Here is a 15,354-nt window from a genome sequence, read left to right on the forward strand (position 1 = left end):
GCATGATCCAGACGACGGGTCCTGGCAGAGGGGCCGCTCACCAGCCCGTGTACGGGGGAGTCGTCTGCGAGGGCGGCTCCACCCACGGGCGGGCCATCATCGCCCAGACGACGAACGCCACGGTCGCGGCGCACAGCAGCAGCCACAACAGCCTGCGGGCGACCGTCCGGCGGCGCAGTCCGCGGGCACCGCGGCGCAGGACGTCCCCGTACAGCTCCGGAGGCACCGGCGGCGGGACCCGCTCCATGATCCGCCGTGCGGCGGCCTCGCGCTCCGCCCGGTTCATGTGCGCCTCCTGTCGCGTGCGCGCCTCATGACGGCGCCACCTTCGCCCCCGTGACCGCCGGTGCGGGATGGCGGGGTGGATGCAGCAGCGTGGCCGTCGCCCGCTCGCAGATCGTGCGGACGCGTTCCGTGGGCAGGCCGAGCAGCGCCGCCGTCTGCTCCTCGGCGACACCCTCGTACAGCCTGAGAACCAGGATCAGGCGCTCCTGCGGCACGAGCCGGCCCAGCGGACTGTCGGGATGCGCGCGGGCCCGGCCGAAACCGCCGTACTGGTGCCATGCCGCGCGCGCGAAGCGGGTGGCCAGGTACTGGCGGGCGCGGTCGTACGGGTCCTCGCCGCGCAGCCGGTGCCAGTGCACGTACGTGTGAGCGAGGGCCAGGGTCAGCAGGCGCCGCGCGCGCGGGTTGTCGTCCGGCGCCTCCGCCGTGAGCAGCGTGGCGGCATGCAGCAGCCGCCCTGCCGCGCCCGCGACGAACGCCTCGAACTCCCGGGCCCGGCGGGCGCCTTGGGACGCCTGCCGTTGTCGCACCCTGCGCCTCCCGCCTGCCGCGACCCTGACCGGTCGGGGACCCGGCCGCGTACGGGATGCTGAACCGCGTACGACGGGGACCCCGTCTCATATGAGGCCAGGGGCGCCCTGTCGGTCAAGAGCCACGCAGCACGCGCGCGGTGACGGCCGGCCGCGGCACGCGCGTGGACGCCGCCTACGAGGCGGTCGGCGCCTCGGACCCCGGTACTCCGGGCGCAGCCATCCGGGAGGAGAGCGCGGTGTTGAAGCGCGTGAGGAGCGTGCAGAACGTCTCGCGCTCCTCCGGCGCCCAGTCGTGTGTCAGCTCGGCCATCAGCTGGCGCCGGGACGATCGCACTTCCTCCAGCCGGGACAGCCCGCGCGGCGACAGCTGAAGGACCACGGCACGCCCGTCCTCGGGGTGCGAGGTGCGCTTGACGAGCCCGGTGTCGACGAGCGGAGCCACCTGCCGGGTGACCGTCGACGAGTCGATGCCCATGCTCGCCGCGAGCGCCTTGACACCCATGGGGCCCTCTTTGTCGAGGCGGTTGAGCAGCAGGTATGCGGCGCGGTCCATGGAGTTGCGTACCTGCCCGACCCCGCCGAGCCGGGTCTGTTCGGCACGGCGGGCGAACACCGCCACCTCGTGCTGCAGCGTGTCGAGGAGACCGCTGTCACCGACGGTCGTCATGTCCATCGACATTTCAGGTGTTGTGGGCATGGCCGGAGGCTCACTTCATGAAGGGGGTCCTGGAATAATGGGGGACAGAGTACGCGGCCGGGGGGCAGGGTGTACCGGCGCTGCGCAAACCAGTCTCGGAGGTTGGTCACAGCGGTCGTGTGTGCCTGTGAACTGCGATGCTTGAGTCATGAGCTACAGCACGGCTGACTCCTTTCGGCCCGTGACCCTCGACGATGTGCGGGGGGCGCAGAAGATGCTCTCGGGTGTGGCGCGGGTGACGGCGATGGAGGGCAGCAGGCACCTGTCCCAGCTGGTGGGCGCGCCGGTGCACTTCAAGTGCGAGAACCTCCAGCGGACGGGTTCGTTCAAGCTGCGGGGTGCCTACGTCCGGATCGCCGGACTGCTGCCGGAGGAGCGGGCCGCCGGGGTCGTCGCGGCGAGCGCCGGCAACCACGCGCAGGGCGTCGCTCTCGCGTCCTCGCTGCTCGGCGTGCGGGCGACGGTCTTCATGCCGAAGGGCGCCCCGCTGCCCAAGATCAGCGCCACGCGCGAGTACGGCGCCGAGGTGCGCCTGCACGGGCAGGTGGTCGACGAGACGCTCGCCGCCGCACAGGAGCACGCGGCCGAGACGGGCGCGGTGTTCATCCACCCCTTCGACCACCCCGACATCATCGCGGGCCAGGGCACGGTCGGACTGGAGATCCTGGAGCACTGCCCGGAGGTCCGCACGATCGTCGTCGGCATCGGCGGAGGAGGTCTCGCGGCCGGCATCGCGACCGCGGTGAAGGCGCTGCGGCCGGACGTGCGGATCGTGGGCGTGCAGGCCGAGGGCGCCGCGGCCTATCCGCCCTCGATCGCGGCCGGGCGTCCGATGTCGATCGAGAACCCGGCGACCATGGCCGACGGCATCAAGGTCGGGCGGCCCGGCAACGTGCCCTTCGGCATCATCCGCGAGCTGATGGACGAGGTCCGCACGGTCTCCGAGGACGAGCTGGCCACCGCGCTCCTGCTGTGCCTGGAGCGGGCCAAGCTGGTCGTCGAACCGGCCGGTGCGAGCCCGGTGGCGGCGCTGCTGAGCGAGCCGGGGGCCTTCGAGGGCCCGGTGGTGGCGGTGCTGTCCGGTGGCAACGTCGACCCGCTGCTGATGCAGCGCGTCCTGCGGCACGGCATGTCCGCGCAGGGCCGCTACCTGGCCGTACGGCTGCGGCTGACGGACCGGCCGGGCGCGCTCGCCACACTTCTCGGGGTGTTGTCAGTGGTGGACGCTAACGTCCTCGATGTGAGTCACGTCCGGACCGATCCGCGGCTCGGGCTCACGGAGGCGGAGGTCGAGCTGCACCTGGAGACGAAGGGGCCGGAGCACTGCGCCGAGGTCGGCCGGGCCCTGCGCGAGGCGGGTCACACGGTCATCGGCTGAGGTGCCGGACGCCCGTACTCAAGCGGAACGCCCAGCTCAGGGGCTCTTCGTCACTCGATCGAGTAAATACATTGAGAGACGCGATACATCGCGTTACGGTGTGTCCTGTGACCGTCCGCCGAGACATCGTCAGGCGGAGCGAAACGCGCAAATCTAGGCTTTTCGAAGAATCCCCGACGACGTGGAGACTCATATGCCAGGCGCCATCTATGCCGAAGGCCTGGTCAAGACTTTCGGCGACGTAAGGGCTCTGGACGGCGTCGACCTCGATGTCCCCGAGGGCACCGTGCTGGGCCTGCTCGGGCCGAACGGCGCGGGCAAGACGACGGCGGTCCGCTGCCTGACCACGCTGCTGCGCCCCGACAGCGGCAGGGCGGTCGTGGCGGGCCTCGACGTCCTCAAGCAGCCCAACGAGGTGCGGCGCGCCATCGGTCTGTCCGGCCAGTTCGCCGCGGTCGACGAATACCTGACCGGCCGCGAGAACCTCCAGATGGTCGGCCAGCTCTACCAGATGAAGGGCAAGGCCGCGAAGGCCCGGGCCGTGGAGCTGCTGGACCAGTTCGACCTCGCGGACGCCGCCGACCGCACCGCGAAGACCTACTCCGGAGGCATGCGCCGCCGGCTCGACCTCGCGGCCGCTCTGGTCCTCTCGCCGCCCGTGATGTTCATGGACGAGCCGACGACCGGCCTCGACCCGCGCAACCGCCAGCTGCTGTGGGAGGTCATCAAGAACCTCGTCTCCGGCGGTACGACCCTGCTGCTGACCACGCAGTACCTGGAAGAGGCCGACCACCTGGCGCACGACATCGTGGTCGTCGACCACGGCCATGTCATCGCCCGCGGCACCTCCGACCAGCTCAAGGCCCGTACCGGCGGCGAGCGCGTCGAGGTCGTGGTGCACGAGCGCGAGCACATAGCGACCGCCCGCGAGGTACTCACCGGCTTCGGCAAGGGCGAGCTCACCGTCGAGGAGCACACCCGCAAGCTCACCGTCCCCGTCACCGGCGGCGCGAAGCTGCTGGCCGAGGTCATCCGCGAGCTGGACGTCCGCGGCATCGAGATAGACGACATCGCTCTGCGCCGCCCCACCCTCGACGACGTGTTCCTGTCCCTGACCGGACACATGGCAGAGGAGAAACACGAGGAGAACCGCGCGACCGCGGGCACGCCCGCCCAGGACCGCAGGCACAAGAAGGAGGCCACCAAGTGAGCGCCGTCACCGACGCGCGGCGGGTCGCGCCGATTGCGAACCCCCTCAGCCAGCCCTTCCGGGGCCGCTCGGGATTCCTCCCGTCGCAGACCCGAGATCTGCACGTGAGCGCCGGGAAGGGGCAGGCGAAGTGAGCACCATGAACGATTCCCTGGTCATCGCCCGACGGAACCTGATCAGGATGTCCCGGATCCCCGAGATGGTTCTGTTCGGCCTGATCCAGCCAGTGATGTTCGTAGTGCTCTTCACCTACGTCTTCGGTGGCTCGATGAAGATCGGTGACACCACCGATCCGGAGGTCTACAAGAACTTCCTGATGGCCGGCATCTTCGCCCAGACGGTCACGTTCGCCACTGCGGGGGCGGGCGCCGGTATTGCGGACGACATGCACAAGGGGCTCATAGACCGGTTCCGCTCGTTGCCGATGGCGCGTGGTGCGGTGCTGACCGGTCGTACCGTCGCGGACCTCGTGCAGACGGCTCTGACCCTGCTCGTCCTCGCGATCGTCGCGCTGCTCGTGGGTTGGCGCCCCGGTTCCGTCGAGCCGACCAACTTCGGAAAGATCTTGGGCGGCTTCGGCCTGCTGCTTCTTCTGGGATACGCCTTCACATGGATCGGCGCGTTGATCGGTCTGTCCGTACGCACTCCGGAGGCGGCGACCTCGGGAGGGCTGATCTGGCTCTTCCCGGTCACGTTCATCTCGAACGCGTTCGTGGACTCCGCTCAGATGACGCCCTGGCTGCGACACATCGCTGAGTGGAACCCGTTCAGCGCGACCGTGCAGGCATGCCGGCAACTCTTCGGCGACCCGGGTCTGTCCCATTCCGGTGCCTGGCCGATGCAGCACCCGGTGTGGGCATCGCTGACCTACTCGATTCTGATCGTCGCCATCTTTCGCACGCTCGCGGTCCGCAAGTACCGCCGGGCAGACAGTTGAGGGTTCCGCCTTCCCTCAGGCCCCGCTCCCATGGGCGGGGGCCTGTTCACGGCGCATCCGGTCTGGGCCTCACTGATCTGCCCGGCCCTGATCACCACTGTCTACTCGGCCCTGATCATCGTCGTGTTCAGGACGCCGGCGATGCGCAAGTACCGCTCGGCGACCGCCTCACCTACTGCCCGACCGACGCCTGACCGACCGCTTGTCGGACTCAGCATGACGACGCCCCCGGCGTCACCAGGACACCGGGGGCTCGTCAAGGGCATGCAAGATGCCGGGATCGGCAGGCGGCCGGGTCAGCCGTTGTAGGGCTCGGCCTTGAGGATCTTCACGGAGGCCTTCCTGCCGTTCGGCAGTTCGTACTCCGCCTCCTCGCCGACCTTGTGGCCGATCACGCCGGAGCCCAGCGGGGACTGCGGCGAGTACGTCTCGATGTCGGAGCTCGCGTACTCGCGCGAGGCGAGCAGGAAGGTCGTCGTGTCGTCCTCGTCGCCGTCGAAGGCGATCGTCACGACCATGCCGGGCGCCACGGCGCCGTCCGCCGACGCCGGGGCCTCGCCGACCTTGGCGTTCTCCAGGAGCTGGGTCAGCTGGCGCACACGGAGTTCCTGCTTGCCCTGCTCTTCCTTGGCCGCGTGGTACCCGCCGTTCTCACGCAGGTCGCCTTCCTCGCGCGCGGCCGCGATCTTGGCGGCGATCTCCGTGCGCGCAGGACCAGACAGGTGCTCCAGCTCCGCCTTGAGCTGGTTGTACGCCTCCTGGGTCAGCCAGGTGACGTTCTCGCTGGTCTGGGTCACAGGTGCTCCTCGTAGGTACTGGGAATACAAAGCATCGCCCTACCCAGAAGAATGTTCCTTCATGGATGGGCGAAACCACGAGCCTAACAATTCCGCGGCTGAAGGGGGAGGACATAAGCCATCAGAATTACGTCCACGCAGGTCAGGGCCTACGCATTCAGGGCGAGAGGGTCCGGTGTCAGCCGGCGTGGCAGCCCAGCAGCTCCGCCGTGGTGCCGGCGGACGTCGTACGGAGGGTGACGGCACGGTCGATGCGGGTGGCGTGCCCGCCGAAGCGGAAGTCGGCCCGGCCCACCTCGGTCCCGTCCGCCGCCTGGGAGCGGATGGTGCAGTAACCGGTCGCGTCGGCGTCCTTACGGACCTCCAGATGCACCGTCACCGCGTTCTCGTGCGCATCGAAGGTGATCACCTCGGCGCTGATCTTGTTCTGGCCGACGTAGTGGTAGGCGAAGTACCCGACGAGCGCGAGCAGCGCCGCCGCCAGGACGGCACCGATGATCTTGAGTTTGTGGTCGGCGCGCTCGTCCGAGGAGCGGCCGTAACGGCCCTCGGGCAGTCGCGTGCTCGCCGTACTCATGATCGTCCCCTCGGAAACCCGACCCCGGAATTTTTCGCCCCCCGATTCGGTCACTATAGAAGCCGCCGATCGCGCCGGTTCACACCGGGCGCCGACTTATCGAGGATTGAGTCTTGACTGACCAGCTGCGACTGATGGCTATCCACGCCCACCCCGACGACGAGTCGAGCAAGGGCGCGGCCACCATGGCGAAGTACGTGTCCGAGGGGGTGGACGTGCTGGTCGTGACCTGCACCGGTGGGGAGCGCGGCTCCATCCTCAACCCGAAGCTGCAGGGCGACAAGTACATCGAGGAGCACATCCACGAGGTACGCAAGAAGGAGATGGACGAGGCCCGGGAGATCCTCGGGGTCACGCAGGAATGGCTCGGCTTCGTCGACTCCGGCCTGCCCGAGGGCGACCCGCTGCCGCCGCTGCCCGAGGGCTGCTTCGCCCTGGAGGACGTGGACAAGGCGGCCGGCGAGCTGGTGAAGCAGATCCGTTCCTTCCGTCCCCAGGTGATCACCACCTATGACGAGAACGGCGGCTATCCGCACCCCGACCACATCATGACCCACAAGATCTCGATGGTGGCCTTCGAGGGCGCCGCCGACACCGAGAAGTACCCGGAGTCGGAGTTCGGCCCGGCCTACCAGCCGCGGAAGCTGTACTACAACCAGGGCTTCAACCGCCCCCGCACCGAGGCCCTGCACCACGCGCTGCTGGACCGTGGTCTGGAGTCGCCGTACGGGGACTGGCTCAAGCGCTGGAGCGAGTTCGAGCGCGCCGAGCGCACCCTGACCACGCATGTCCCCTGCGCCGACTTCTTCGAGATCCGCGACAAGGCGCTGATCGCCCACGCCACGCAGATCGACCCCGACGGCGGCTGGTTCAAGGTGCCGATGGAGATCCAGAGGGAGGTCTGGCCGACGGAGGAGTACGAGCTGGCGAAGTCGCTCGTCGATACTTCCCTCCCCGAGGACGACCTCTTTGCGGGCATCCGCGACAATGCCTGACATGAGCGCAAGCGTGAGCCTGGCAATGACGCATCTCGTCCCCCTCGCCAAGGAGGTGGACGAGAACAAGGTCACCCCCGGCGTCCTCGGCTTCATCGTCTTCGCGGCGATGGCCGTGGCGGTGTGGGTGCTGATGAAGTCCATGAACCGGCACATGGGGAAGGTGAAGTTCCAGGAGACGGCGGACTCGGACGCCGGGTCCGCGGACGCCTCCGCCGGCCCCGAGGCCGGCCCAAACGCCGGTCCCAAGGCGCGTCAGGGCTGACGTCGTGGGACGGGGGGTGGCCGGCGGTCAGTGCGTGGCCGGCACCGCCACCCCCATCACCTCCCGCGCATGGCGGCTGGGCACCATCCCCAGACGCCACGCCTGCCAGCCCGCCTCCAGGTTCACGCCCCGCTCCAGCAGCAGCTGATACGCCTCCACGTAGTCGTCGAGCTTCTCGTCCCGCAGCGAGTGAGTCGTGCGGGACAGCTGGGTCAGCTCCTCCTGGGCGACCGCCGTGCCGATCTCCACGCCGCCGGGGGCCGCGTACGGCAGCAGGGTGCAGCGCAGGAAGCGGGCCCAGTCCTCGCCGCGGCGGTCGCCGTACGAGGTGAACAGGTCCACCGCCTCGTCGCACAGCGCCAGCGCCTGCTGGGTACGGGCGTTGCCCGCATCCACCACCGCCAGTTCCAGGCACGTCCACGCCTCGCCGTGGGCCACACCGATGCGCTGGAAGTCGGCTCGGGCGTCGACCAGGAGCTGGCGGGCGAAGCCGGAGTTGCGCAGCGAACCCGTCTGGGCCGCCCGCTGGTCCCGGGTCGCCCGGGCCGAGTGGTGGCGGGCGCAGGCCAGGCCGTAGACGTCGCGCATACGGGAGAACATCGTGCGGGAGCGCTCCAGTTCGCGCACCGCACGGTCGAGGTCGCCCGTCTCCTCCAGGGCCTGGCCCAGGTAGTAGACCGTCCAGGCCTCGCCGCGCGCGTCCTCGTTCTCGCGGTGCCGGGACGCGGCCTGGCGCAGTCCCTCCACCGCGGGGGACGCGTCCCCCGCGACGAGACGGGCGCGGGCCAGCTGGGTGAGCGCCCAGGCCTCGCCACGGGCGTCACGGGTACGGCCGTAGCGGTCGAGGGCCGCGCGCAGCTCCGACTCGGCGCGCGGGACGTCGCCCATCCGCAGCGACAGCTGGCCCAGCTGGAAGTGGGCCCAGGCCTCGCCGTGCACGGACTCGCCCGCGTGATGCAGGACCAGGGACTCGGTGAGCAGATGCAGCGCCTCCGAGACATGGCCGCGGTCGCGCTCCACCGCCGCCAGGGCGTGCATCGTCCAGCCGCGGTCCGTGGCCAGCTCGGGAGCCGCCTGGAAATCCAGCGCCTCGCGCAGCTTCGCGGCCGCCTCCGTGAGATTGCCCTGGTGGTGGAGGGTGATCCCCAGGGAGCACAGGGCGCGGGCCGCACCCGCGTCGTGATGGGCCTCCATGTACAGATCGACGACCGACGTCAGTGTCGTACGCGCCTTGTCCAGCTCGCCCAGCTGACGGGCCGCGATGCCGGTGCGCCACTGCACCGAGCGGACCAGCAGGCCCTGGTCCACGGCCTGCGCCAGCTCGCTGATCTCGCCCAGACGGTAGAGGTCGCCGCGCAGCAGGCAGTAGTCGCACAGGGCGCCGAGCAGGTTCAGCACCGCCGCCTGGTTCACGCCCTCCGCGTGCCGCAGTGTCGACGTGATGAAGCTCGACTCGTCGTCCAGCCAGCGCAGCGCCTCGTCCAGGGACGTGAAGCCGTGCGGGCTGAAGCGGTCCGAGCGGGTCGACATGTTGCCGTCGACCAGGCGCAGCACCGAGTCGGCCAGGTCGGCGTAGTTCACGATCAGGCGTTCCTGCGCGGCCGTGCGCTCCGAGGGCTCCTCCTCGTCCAGGAGGCGGGCCTGGGCGAAGGCCCGCACCAGGTCGTGCAGGCGGAAGCGGTTGCCGCGCACATGGTCGATCAGGCCGGCCCGGGAGAGCGCGACCAGGTGACGGGTCGCCTCCCCCTCGTTCGTCGCCAGGAGGGAGGCGGCCGCGGCGCCACCGAGAGAGGCGCGGCCGGCGAGGGCCAGTCGGCGCAGCAGCCGGCGGGCCGTGTCCGACTGGTCCGTGTAGCGCAGCCACAGCACACGCTCGATCGGCTCCACCGGGCCGTACGCGCTGAGATCCGTGGCCAGTTGACGAGGTGAGCGCGGGCCCAGCGACGAGCCCGCGATGCTCAGCGCCAGCGGCAGCCCGCCGCACAACTCCCTGATCCGGTCGGCCGCATCGGCGTCGTAGGGCCCGGAACTGTCCTGTGCCGCCGCGTCCAGCAACTCCTCGGCGCCCGCCGAGTCCAGTGCCTCCACGGGCAGTTCATGGACATGGGCCGGAAGGTCGGACGGCAGTGCCAGGGGCTCGCGGGCCGTGACCAGGACCAGGCTGTCGGAGCGCTCGGGGACGAGCGTACGGACCTGTTCGGCGTCCGAGGCGTCGTCCAGGACGATCGTGACGGCCAGGCCCGTCAGATGCTGGTGGTACAGCTCGCTCAGCCGCTTGACCTGCTGGTCGGGGGAGGAGCGCTCACGGAACAGCAGCTGTTCGCGCGGCGCGCCGAGCCGGTTGAGCAGGTGCAGCAGGGCGTCGCGGGTGGACAGCGGCGGCTCCTCCGGACTGCCGCCGCGCAGGTCCACGACGCAGGCGCCGCGGAAGTAGTCCTTGAGGTCGTGCGTGGCGCGCACGGCCAGTGTCGTACGACCGCTGCCGGGGGCTCCGTGCAGTACCACGACCGTCGGGCGGGTCTCGGTGCTCGCTCGGGACGCCTGTACCCACTGCCGGATCCTGGCCATCTCCGGCCGACGGCCCGCGAACATGCCTGCCTGCTCCGGCAGTTGAGCGAACGACTGGGCCAGCAGGGTGCGCCCGCGTGCTGCCGCGCTCTTGTCCGTGCCGCGCAGCGGCGGCCCCTTCTTCCTCGGGCCCGTGGACCCTTCGCGTACCCGCTGCTGATCGAGGAACGGGCGGATACCGCGCACCTCCAGAGCCGTCAGCCACTGCAGCCGCAACTGCTCGGGTCCGCCCGGCTGGCTCTCGGCGCCTGCGCTGTGATGGGCCGCGGGCAGATGAGAGCCGGCCACCTTGATCACGGTGGCCGCCGCGCCCACGACGCCCACGGTCACGCCCGCGCCGAGTGCCGTGCCCGTGTCGGTGCCCAGAGCCACGTCCGCCACCGCCGCCGTGACCGCGGCGACGGCGGCCACCAGCAGGGCGGTTGCCGAACCTTCCTTGGCGTACCGCTGTGCGAAGGTGAGCCGGCCGGCCGCCGCCTCGTCGAGCGCGCGCGTGTAGGCCTCGTACTCCTCGGCGGATGTCTCCGCCATCGCGTCCAGGGCGCTGCGTGAGCGCGACAGCAGCACCGTTCCGTCGGTGTGTCCGCCGGAGCGTCGTACCTCTTCCTCCACGGCCCGTGCCAACAGCCGTTCGGCGTCCGCCCGATGGCTGTCCCGCATGTCACGTCCCCCTCCGGCGGCAACTCCTTTGCCTATGAGTGTCCTTCGGGGAAGGCGTTCGCGCGAGGGGGCAGCGATCACCGGGTCGGGCTTGGGTGACTTTCACATCATTCGCGGTGGCCGCCGCATACAGCGGCAGCGGTCGCGGCGGGCGGCGCCTGGTCGGCGTTGAGCGGATCGGGGGGCGCGGGGGAGGGAACGCCCGTGTTCCGCACGCCCGACGCCGAACCCCCTCTGCTTCAGCACCCACTTCCCGCCCGTCCCCCGCCAGGTCTCACCCGCGAGTACGACCGCGGCGCGGAGGGTTCGGCGGCGCCCTGCAGATGGCCGCGGACACCTGCAGGGCGCATGGCCCGCGGCGGTATCCACGACCAGCTCAGTGGAGGTTTCGCCCGCTGCTCCTCGACGGGGGTTGGATTGTTCCCCATTTTTGGAAAGTAGCTGTCAAAGATCCAGTGTTTCCGTAGCGTTTTCCCCTGAGAGCAAGGGGGCTGGTGGTGCGCGAGGATCACGCGACACTCGTCGGATTGGGGCTCAGTTCTGAGGAACTGAGGACCCTGGGATTGGATAAACCTGCGACGGCGGACCCGGTCGGCCTTATGGACGTCTACCTGCGACGCAGCGACAAAAAGGAGGACTTGGCCACGTTGCGTGGACATCTGCGCGACGTCGCGCGCTGGGCGCAGGCAAACGGCATTCAGATCCGGCACGTCTGGTTTGAGCAACTCTCGGCTTCCAAGACCTACGTGCGGCGCAAGGAGTTCGAGAAGGCCACGCAGGCGATCATGGATGGCAAGTCCAAGACGCTCGGTGTGTGGAAGGCGGACCGCTTCGACCGGCGCGGCATGGGGGCGGTTGGCCGGCTGCTCGACGAGTTCGACCGTCGGCAATCGCGGCTCGTCTCCGTTTCCGAAGGGCTGGACTCAGCGCAGGGTGGCCGCATGGTCTTCGCGATCCTGAGCGAGCGCGCCAGGGAGGAAGCGAAGGACATAGCGAAGCGCGTCAAGATCGGCCATGACTCCCACAAGGCCGAAGGCCGAAGAGGAACGGGCAGGCCCCCGTTCGGTCTCTACAGTGCGCCCGGGAGCGGCAAGGTCGAGCCCCATCCCGACGAGTACGACACGGCCCGCAGACTGGCGGACTTCTTGCTCGACAAGAAGACGACGAAGGACACCGCCCACCAACTCAATGAGGAGGGGCACCGGACCCGGAGCGGAGCTACCTGGTCGCCCACGGCGGTGAGCAAGCTCGCTCAGTCCCCGCTCTTCGCGGGCATGGTCCCGGTCCGGCGGCGCAAGACGGACGAGCATGGTCACCCCTTGGACGTTTGGGAGGGGTACGGCGAGCCCCTGCACAACGAGTGGGGTGAAGTCGTCATGTGCGGCAAGGGGGTTGTGACGCCAGGCGAGTGGTTCAAGATCAAGGCACTCATCGCCGAAAGGACCGATGAACGCTGGGCGAGAGGGAAGCCGGAAGCGAAGTACCTGGGCACGGGGAGCTATCGATGCGGGCGGCTACGAGACAAGAAGGGCACTGGGGCGCTTGAACCGTGTGGCGGCGCAATGAGCCACCGTGGGGGACGCTACCGGTGCGAGGTCCGCCAAACGCGAGGCAAGTCGATCTGCCAGGGCGTGGTGACCCTCGCAGACCGCATCGACCACATGGTGGGACAGGCTTGGGTCCACCACATCACCGCCCTTGAGCCGGGTGACCCCATGGTGATCGAGACAGCCCGCCGTTGGCTCGCCTTCGCGGACCCTGAGACGCAGGCGAAGAAGGAAGAGACCCAGAAGGCGCTTGAGGCAGCTCAGCGACGTGTGAAGAAGCTCGAAGACGACTTCTACGTGTACGGGAAGATGGACGAAGAGCGCTTCGAGGAGTTGAGCGAAGGGCAGCGTGCCGTCATCCAGAGCACCGCCGCGACCCTTGAGGCATTGGACGCGGAGGCAGACATCTCGCCTCTTACCCAGGTCGACACCTTGCGTGAGGCATGGGAAGCGGCAGATATGGCGGACAAACGGATGCTACTGAAGTGCGCGCTTGGAAAGAAGGGCATCACGGTCAAGCCCGCCGCGCGGCAGGGGGATCACACCCCGATCTTGGAACGGCTTGAGTTCGACTGGCTGTCGAAGCAGGACGCGATCACCAAGAAGTGAGTCGAAGCTCAAGGCTGGGTCTCCGGGCCCGGCCTTTGCTCCGTCTGTGTGCTGTCCCGTGGCGCATGGGCGGCGTGGCGGCAGGTGCGTAAGGATGGGGGCATGCCCAACCGACTCGCGCGCGCCACGTCCCCGTACCTCCTCCAGCACGCGGACAACCCCGTCGACTGGTGGCCATGGGAGGCGGAAGCGTTCGAAGAAGCCCGCCGACGCGATGTCCCCGTCTTCCTGAGCGTTGGCTACAGCGCCTGTCACTGGTGTCACGTTATGGCGCACGAGTCCTTCGAGGACGACGACACCGCTGCTTACATGAACGAGTACTTCGTGTCCGTCAAGGTCGACCGTGAGGAACGCCCCGACGTGGACGCCGTCTACATGGAGGCGGTGCAGGCGGCCACCGGGCAAGGGGGCTGGCCGATGTCGGTCTTCATGACGCCGGACGGGGAGCCGTTCTATTTCGGCACCTACTTCCCGCCCGGCCCGCGCCATGGAATGCCGTCCTTCCGGCAGGTGTTGGAGGGCGTCACGGTGGCCTGGCGGGACCGTCGGGACGAGGTGGGGGAAGTCGCGGGAAAGATCACTAGGGACCTTGCCGACCGGGAATTGGGTATCGGGGATGCCGGGACGCCCACCGAGGAGACCCAGGCCCAGGCTCTGCTCCAGCTGACCCGGGACATCGATTCCGCGAGCGGTTGGTTCAAGGGAGACACCAAGTTCCCGCCGTCGATGGTGATCGAGTTCCTGTTGCGCCATCACGCGCGGGCCGGTTCCGTGGCCGCGCTGGAGATGGCAGAAGGGCTGTGCGGCGCGATGGCTCGTTCGAGCCTGTACGACCAGGTGGGAGGCGGGTTCCACCGGTACGTTCTCACGCCGAAGTCTGATGGACCCTTGGTGCCGCACTTCGAGAAGATGCTCTACGACAACGCCCTGCTGTGCCGTGTCTACGCTCACCTGTGGCGCAGCACCGGCTCCGAGCTGGCCCGCCGCGTGGCCCTGGAGACCGCCGACTTCATGGTGCGTGAACTCCGCACGAACGAGGGCGGGTTCGCCTCCGCCCTCGACGCCGACAGTGAGGACGGGTCGGGCGCTCACGTCGAGGGCGCGTACTACGTGTGGACCCCGCGGCAGCTCACCGAGGTTCTCGGTGCCGAGGACGCCGAACTCGCCGCCCAGTACTTCAAAGTAACCGAGGACGGCACCTTCGAGCACGGCTCCTCCGTCCTGCAACTCCCGCAGCAGGAAGGTGTGTTCGACGCCGAGAGGATCGAGGGGATCAGGCAGCGGCTGCTGCGGTCCAGGGACACGCGGCCGGCCCCGGGCCGGGACGACAAGGTGGTCGCCGCCTGGAACGGCCTCGCGATCGCCGCACTCGCCGAGACCGGCGCCTTCTTCGACCGCCCCGACCTGGTCGAGGCCGCGGTCGGCGCCGCCGATCTCCTCGTACGGCTGCACCTGGACGAACACGCCCAACTCGCCCGCACCAGCAAGGACGGCCTGGTGGGCGCCAACTCGGGCGTCCTGGAGGACTACGCCGACGTGGCCGAGGGCTTCCTCGCGCTCGCGTCCGTCACCGGAGAGGGCGTCTGGCTCGAGTTCGCCGGGTTCCTGCTCGACCATGTCCTGACCCGCTTCGTCGACCCGGACAGCGGCAGCCTCTACGACACCGCCGTCGACGCCGAGAAGCTGATCCGCCGGCCCCAGGACCCCACCGACAACGCCACGCCCTCCGGCTGGTCCGCCGCCGCGGGCGCCCTGCTGAGCTATGCCGCGCAGACCGGTGGCGCCGCCTCGGCTCATGGCCTCGTCCATCGCACCGCCGCCGAACGGGCACTGGGTGTCGTCAAGGCGCTCGGCCCGCGCGTGCCCCGCTTCATCGGCTGGGGGCTCGCGGTCGCCGAGGCCCTCCTCGACGGGCCGAAGGAGGTCGCGGTCGTCGGGCCCGCACTGGACGACGAGGCGACAAGGGCTCTGCACCGTACGGCGCTTCTGGGGCTCGCGCCCGGTGCCGTGGTCGCCGTGGGGGTTGCGGAGAGTGACGAGTTCCCGTTGCTCGCCGACCGGCCGCTCGTCGACGGCGCACCCACCGCCTACGTCTGCCGTAACTTCACCTGCGACGCTCCGACCACCGATCCGAAAGGCCTGCGCGCCGCGCTGAGCAGCTGAAACGCCGGGAAGGGAAGACGGGTTCACGCAGCCGGTGTTCGAATTGTTCACTCTGGGGCATCGTTGTGACGAAACGCGCTCTTCATTGAAATAGCCTGCGCTCTTCACAGATCCCCCCTAATGTCTGCCCCGA

The 15,354-nt window shown here is 69.3% G+C and carries 13 protein-coding genes; 7 read left to right on the plus strand and 6 right to left on the minus strand.

Translation table 11 applies throughout. The features are described 5' to 3' along the window. Nucleotides 1-37: 37 nt before the first annotated feature. From OOK07_RS27630 to OOK07_RS27640, 3 genes are all read right to left on the minus strand, one after another. Complete coding sequence (locus OOK07_RS27630) at nucleotides 38-286, minus strand: hypothetical protein (protein ID WP_266520776.1); 249 nt, start codon at nucleotides 284-286, stop codon at nucleotides 38-40. Between the two features lie 25 nt (nucleotides 287-311). After that, the gene (locus OOK07_RS27635) at nucleotides 312-815 is read right to left on the minus strand and encodes a sigma factor-like helix-turn-helix DNA-binding protein (protein WP_266799123.1); all 504 of its coding nucleotides are present in this window, start codon (nucleotides 813-815) and stop codon (nucleotides 312-314) included. Between the two features lie 175 nt (nucleotides 816-990). Beyond that, nucleotides 991-1,497, minus strand: coding sequence for a MarR family winged helix-turn-helix transcriptional regulator (locus OOK07_RS27640; protein WP_266802043.1), 507 nt, complete (start codon nucleotides 1,495-1,497; stop codon nucleotides 991-993). Nucleotides 1,498-1,663: 166 nt separating this feature from the next. On the opposite strand from OOK07_RS27640, the gene ilvA reads away from it, so the two are divergent. From ilvA to OOK07_RS27655, 3 genes are all read left to right on the plus strand, one after another. Then, on the plus strand, nucleotides 1,664-2,893 hold the full coding sequence (ilvA, locus tag OOK07_RS27645) for a threonine ammonia-lyase (RefSeq protein WP_266684248.1): 1,230 nt from the start codon (nucleotides 1,664-1,666) through the stop codon (nucleotides 2,891-2,893). Between the two features lie 193 nt (nucleotides 2,894-3,086). Then, nucleotides 3,087-4,103, plus strand: coding sequence for an efflux ABC transporter ATPase subunit, DrrA-related (locus OOK07_RS27650; RefSeq protein WP_266684250.1), 1,017 nt, complete (start codon nucleotides 3,087-3,089; stop codon nucleotides 4,101-4,103). A gap of 139 nt (nucleotides 4,104-4,242) precedes the next feature. Further along, nucleotides 4,243-5,040 carry an ABC transporter permease gene (locus OOK07_RS27655; protein WP_266684254.1) on the plus strand — a complete coding sequence of 266 codons (798 nt, stop codon included), beginning with the start codon at nucleotides 4,243-4,245 and terminating at the stop codon, nucleotides 5,038-5,040. 296 nt (nucleotides 5,041-5,336) lie between these two features. Here OOK07_RS27655 and greA read toward each other — a convergent pair whose 3' ends face one another. Continuing rightward, nucleotides 5,337-5,837 carry a transcription elongation factor GreA gene (gene greA / locus OOK07_RS27660; RefSeq protein WP_266684256.1) on the minus strand — a complete coding sequence of 167 codons (501 nt, stop codon included), beginning with the start codon at nucleotides 5,835-5,837 and terminating at the stop codon, nucleotides 5,337-5,339. Between the two features lie 178 nt (nucleotides 5,838-6,015). After that, nucleotides 6,016-6,414, minus strand: coding sequence for a DUF4307 domain-containing protein (locus OOK07_RS27665; RefSeq protein ID WP_266684258.1), 399 nt, complete (start codon nucleotides 6,412-6,414; stop codon nucleotides 6,016-6,018). Between the two features lie 113 nt (nucleotides 6,415-6,527). On the opposite strand from OOK07_RS27665, the gene mca reads away from it, so the two are divergent. Both mca and OOK07_RS27675 read left to right on the plus strand, forming a co-directional pair. Further along, complete coding sequence (gene mca, locus OOK07_RS27670; protein WP_266684260.1) at nucleotides 6,528-7,409, plus strand: mycothiol conjugate amidase Mca; 882 nt, start codon at nucleotides 6,528-6,530, stop codon at nucleotides 7,407-7,409. Continuing rightward, nucleotides 7,402-7,674, plus strand: coding sequence for a hypothetical protein (locus OOK07_RS27675; protein WP_266684262.1), 273 nt, complete (start codon nucleotides 7,402-7,404; stop codon nucleotides 7,672-7,674). The genes mca and OOK07_RS27675 overlap by 8 nt, the downstream gene beginning before the upstream one ends. 27 nt (nucleotides 7,675-7,701) lie before the next feature. Here OOK07_RS27675 and OOK07_RS27680 read toward each other — a convergent pair whose 3' ends face one another. Continuing rightward, on the minus strand, nucleotides 7,702-10,902 hold the full coding sequence (locus OOK07_RS27680) for a tetratricopeptide repeat protein (protein WP_266684264.1): 3,201 nt from the start codon (nucleotides 10,900-10,902) through the stop codon (nucleotides 7,702-7,704). A 497-nt stretch (nucleotides 10,903-11,399) separates the two neighbouring features. Between OOK07_RS27680 and OOK07_RS27685 the strand changes: the two genes are divergently transcribed. Both OOK07_RS27685 and OOK07_RS27690 read left to right on the plus strand, forming a co-directional pair. Next, nucleotides 11,400-13,058 (plus strand): recombinase family protein, encoded by a 1,659-nt coding sequence (locus tag OOK07_RS27685; RefSeq protein WP_266799126.1) that lies wholly within the window; start codon nucleotides 11,400-11,402, stop codon nucleotides 13,056-13,058. A gap of 102 nt (nucleotides 13,059-13,160) precedes the next feature. Continuing rightward, a complete protein-coding gene (locus tag OOK07_RS27690; RefSeq protein ID WP_266799128.1) occupies nucleotides 13,161-15,221 on the plus strand; it encodes a thioredoxin domain-containing protein in 2,061 nt (686 codons plus the stop codon). Nucleotides 15,222-15,354 lie beyond the last annotated feature (133 nt).

Source organism: Streptomyces sp. NBC_00078 (assembly GCF_026343335.1).
Taxonomy (GTDB): domain Bacteria; phylum Actinomycetota; class Actinomycetes; order Streptomycetales; family Streptomycetaceae; genus Streptomyces.

Excerpts from the sequence above, each read along its gene's own strand:
- OOK07_RS27630 (WP_266520776.1), bottom strand. The coding sequence starts at position 286 with ATGAACCGGGCGGAGCGCGAGGCCGCCGCACGGCGGATCATGGAGCGG.
- OOK07_RS27640 (WP_266802043.1), bottom strand. The coding sequence starts at position 1,497 with ATGTCGATGGACATGACGACCGTCGGTGACAGCGGTCTCCTCGACACG.
- ilvA (WP_266684248.1), top strand. The coding sequence starts at position 1,664 with ATGAGCTACAGCACGGCTGACTCCTTTCGGCCCGTGACCCTCGACGAT.
- OOK07_RS27650 (WP_266684250.1), top strand. The coding sequence starts at position 3,087 with ATGCCAGGCGCCATCTATGCCGAAGGCCTGGTCAAGACTTTCGGCGAC.
- OOK07_RS27655 (WP_266684254.1), top strand. The coding sequence starts at position 4,243 with ATGAACGATTCCCTGGTCATCGCCCGACGGAACCTGATCAGGATGTCC.
- OOK07_RS27665 (WP_266684258.1), bottom strand. The coding sequence starts at position 6,414 with ATGAGTACGGCGAGCACGCGACTGCCCGAGGGCCGTTACGGCCGCTCC.
- OOK07_RS27675 (WP_266684262.1), top strand. The coding sequence starts at position 7,402 with ATGCCTGACATGAGCGCAAGCGTGAGCCTGGCAATGACGCATCTCGTC.
- OOK07_RS27680 (WP_266684264.1), bottom strand. The coding sequence starts at position 10,902 with ATGCGGGACAGCCATCGGGCGGACGCCGAACGGCTGTTGGCACGGGCC.
- OOK07_RS27690 (WP_266799128.1), top strand. The coding sequence starts at position 13,161 with ATGCCCAACCGACTCGCGCGCGCCACGTCCCCGTACCTCCTCCAGCAC.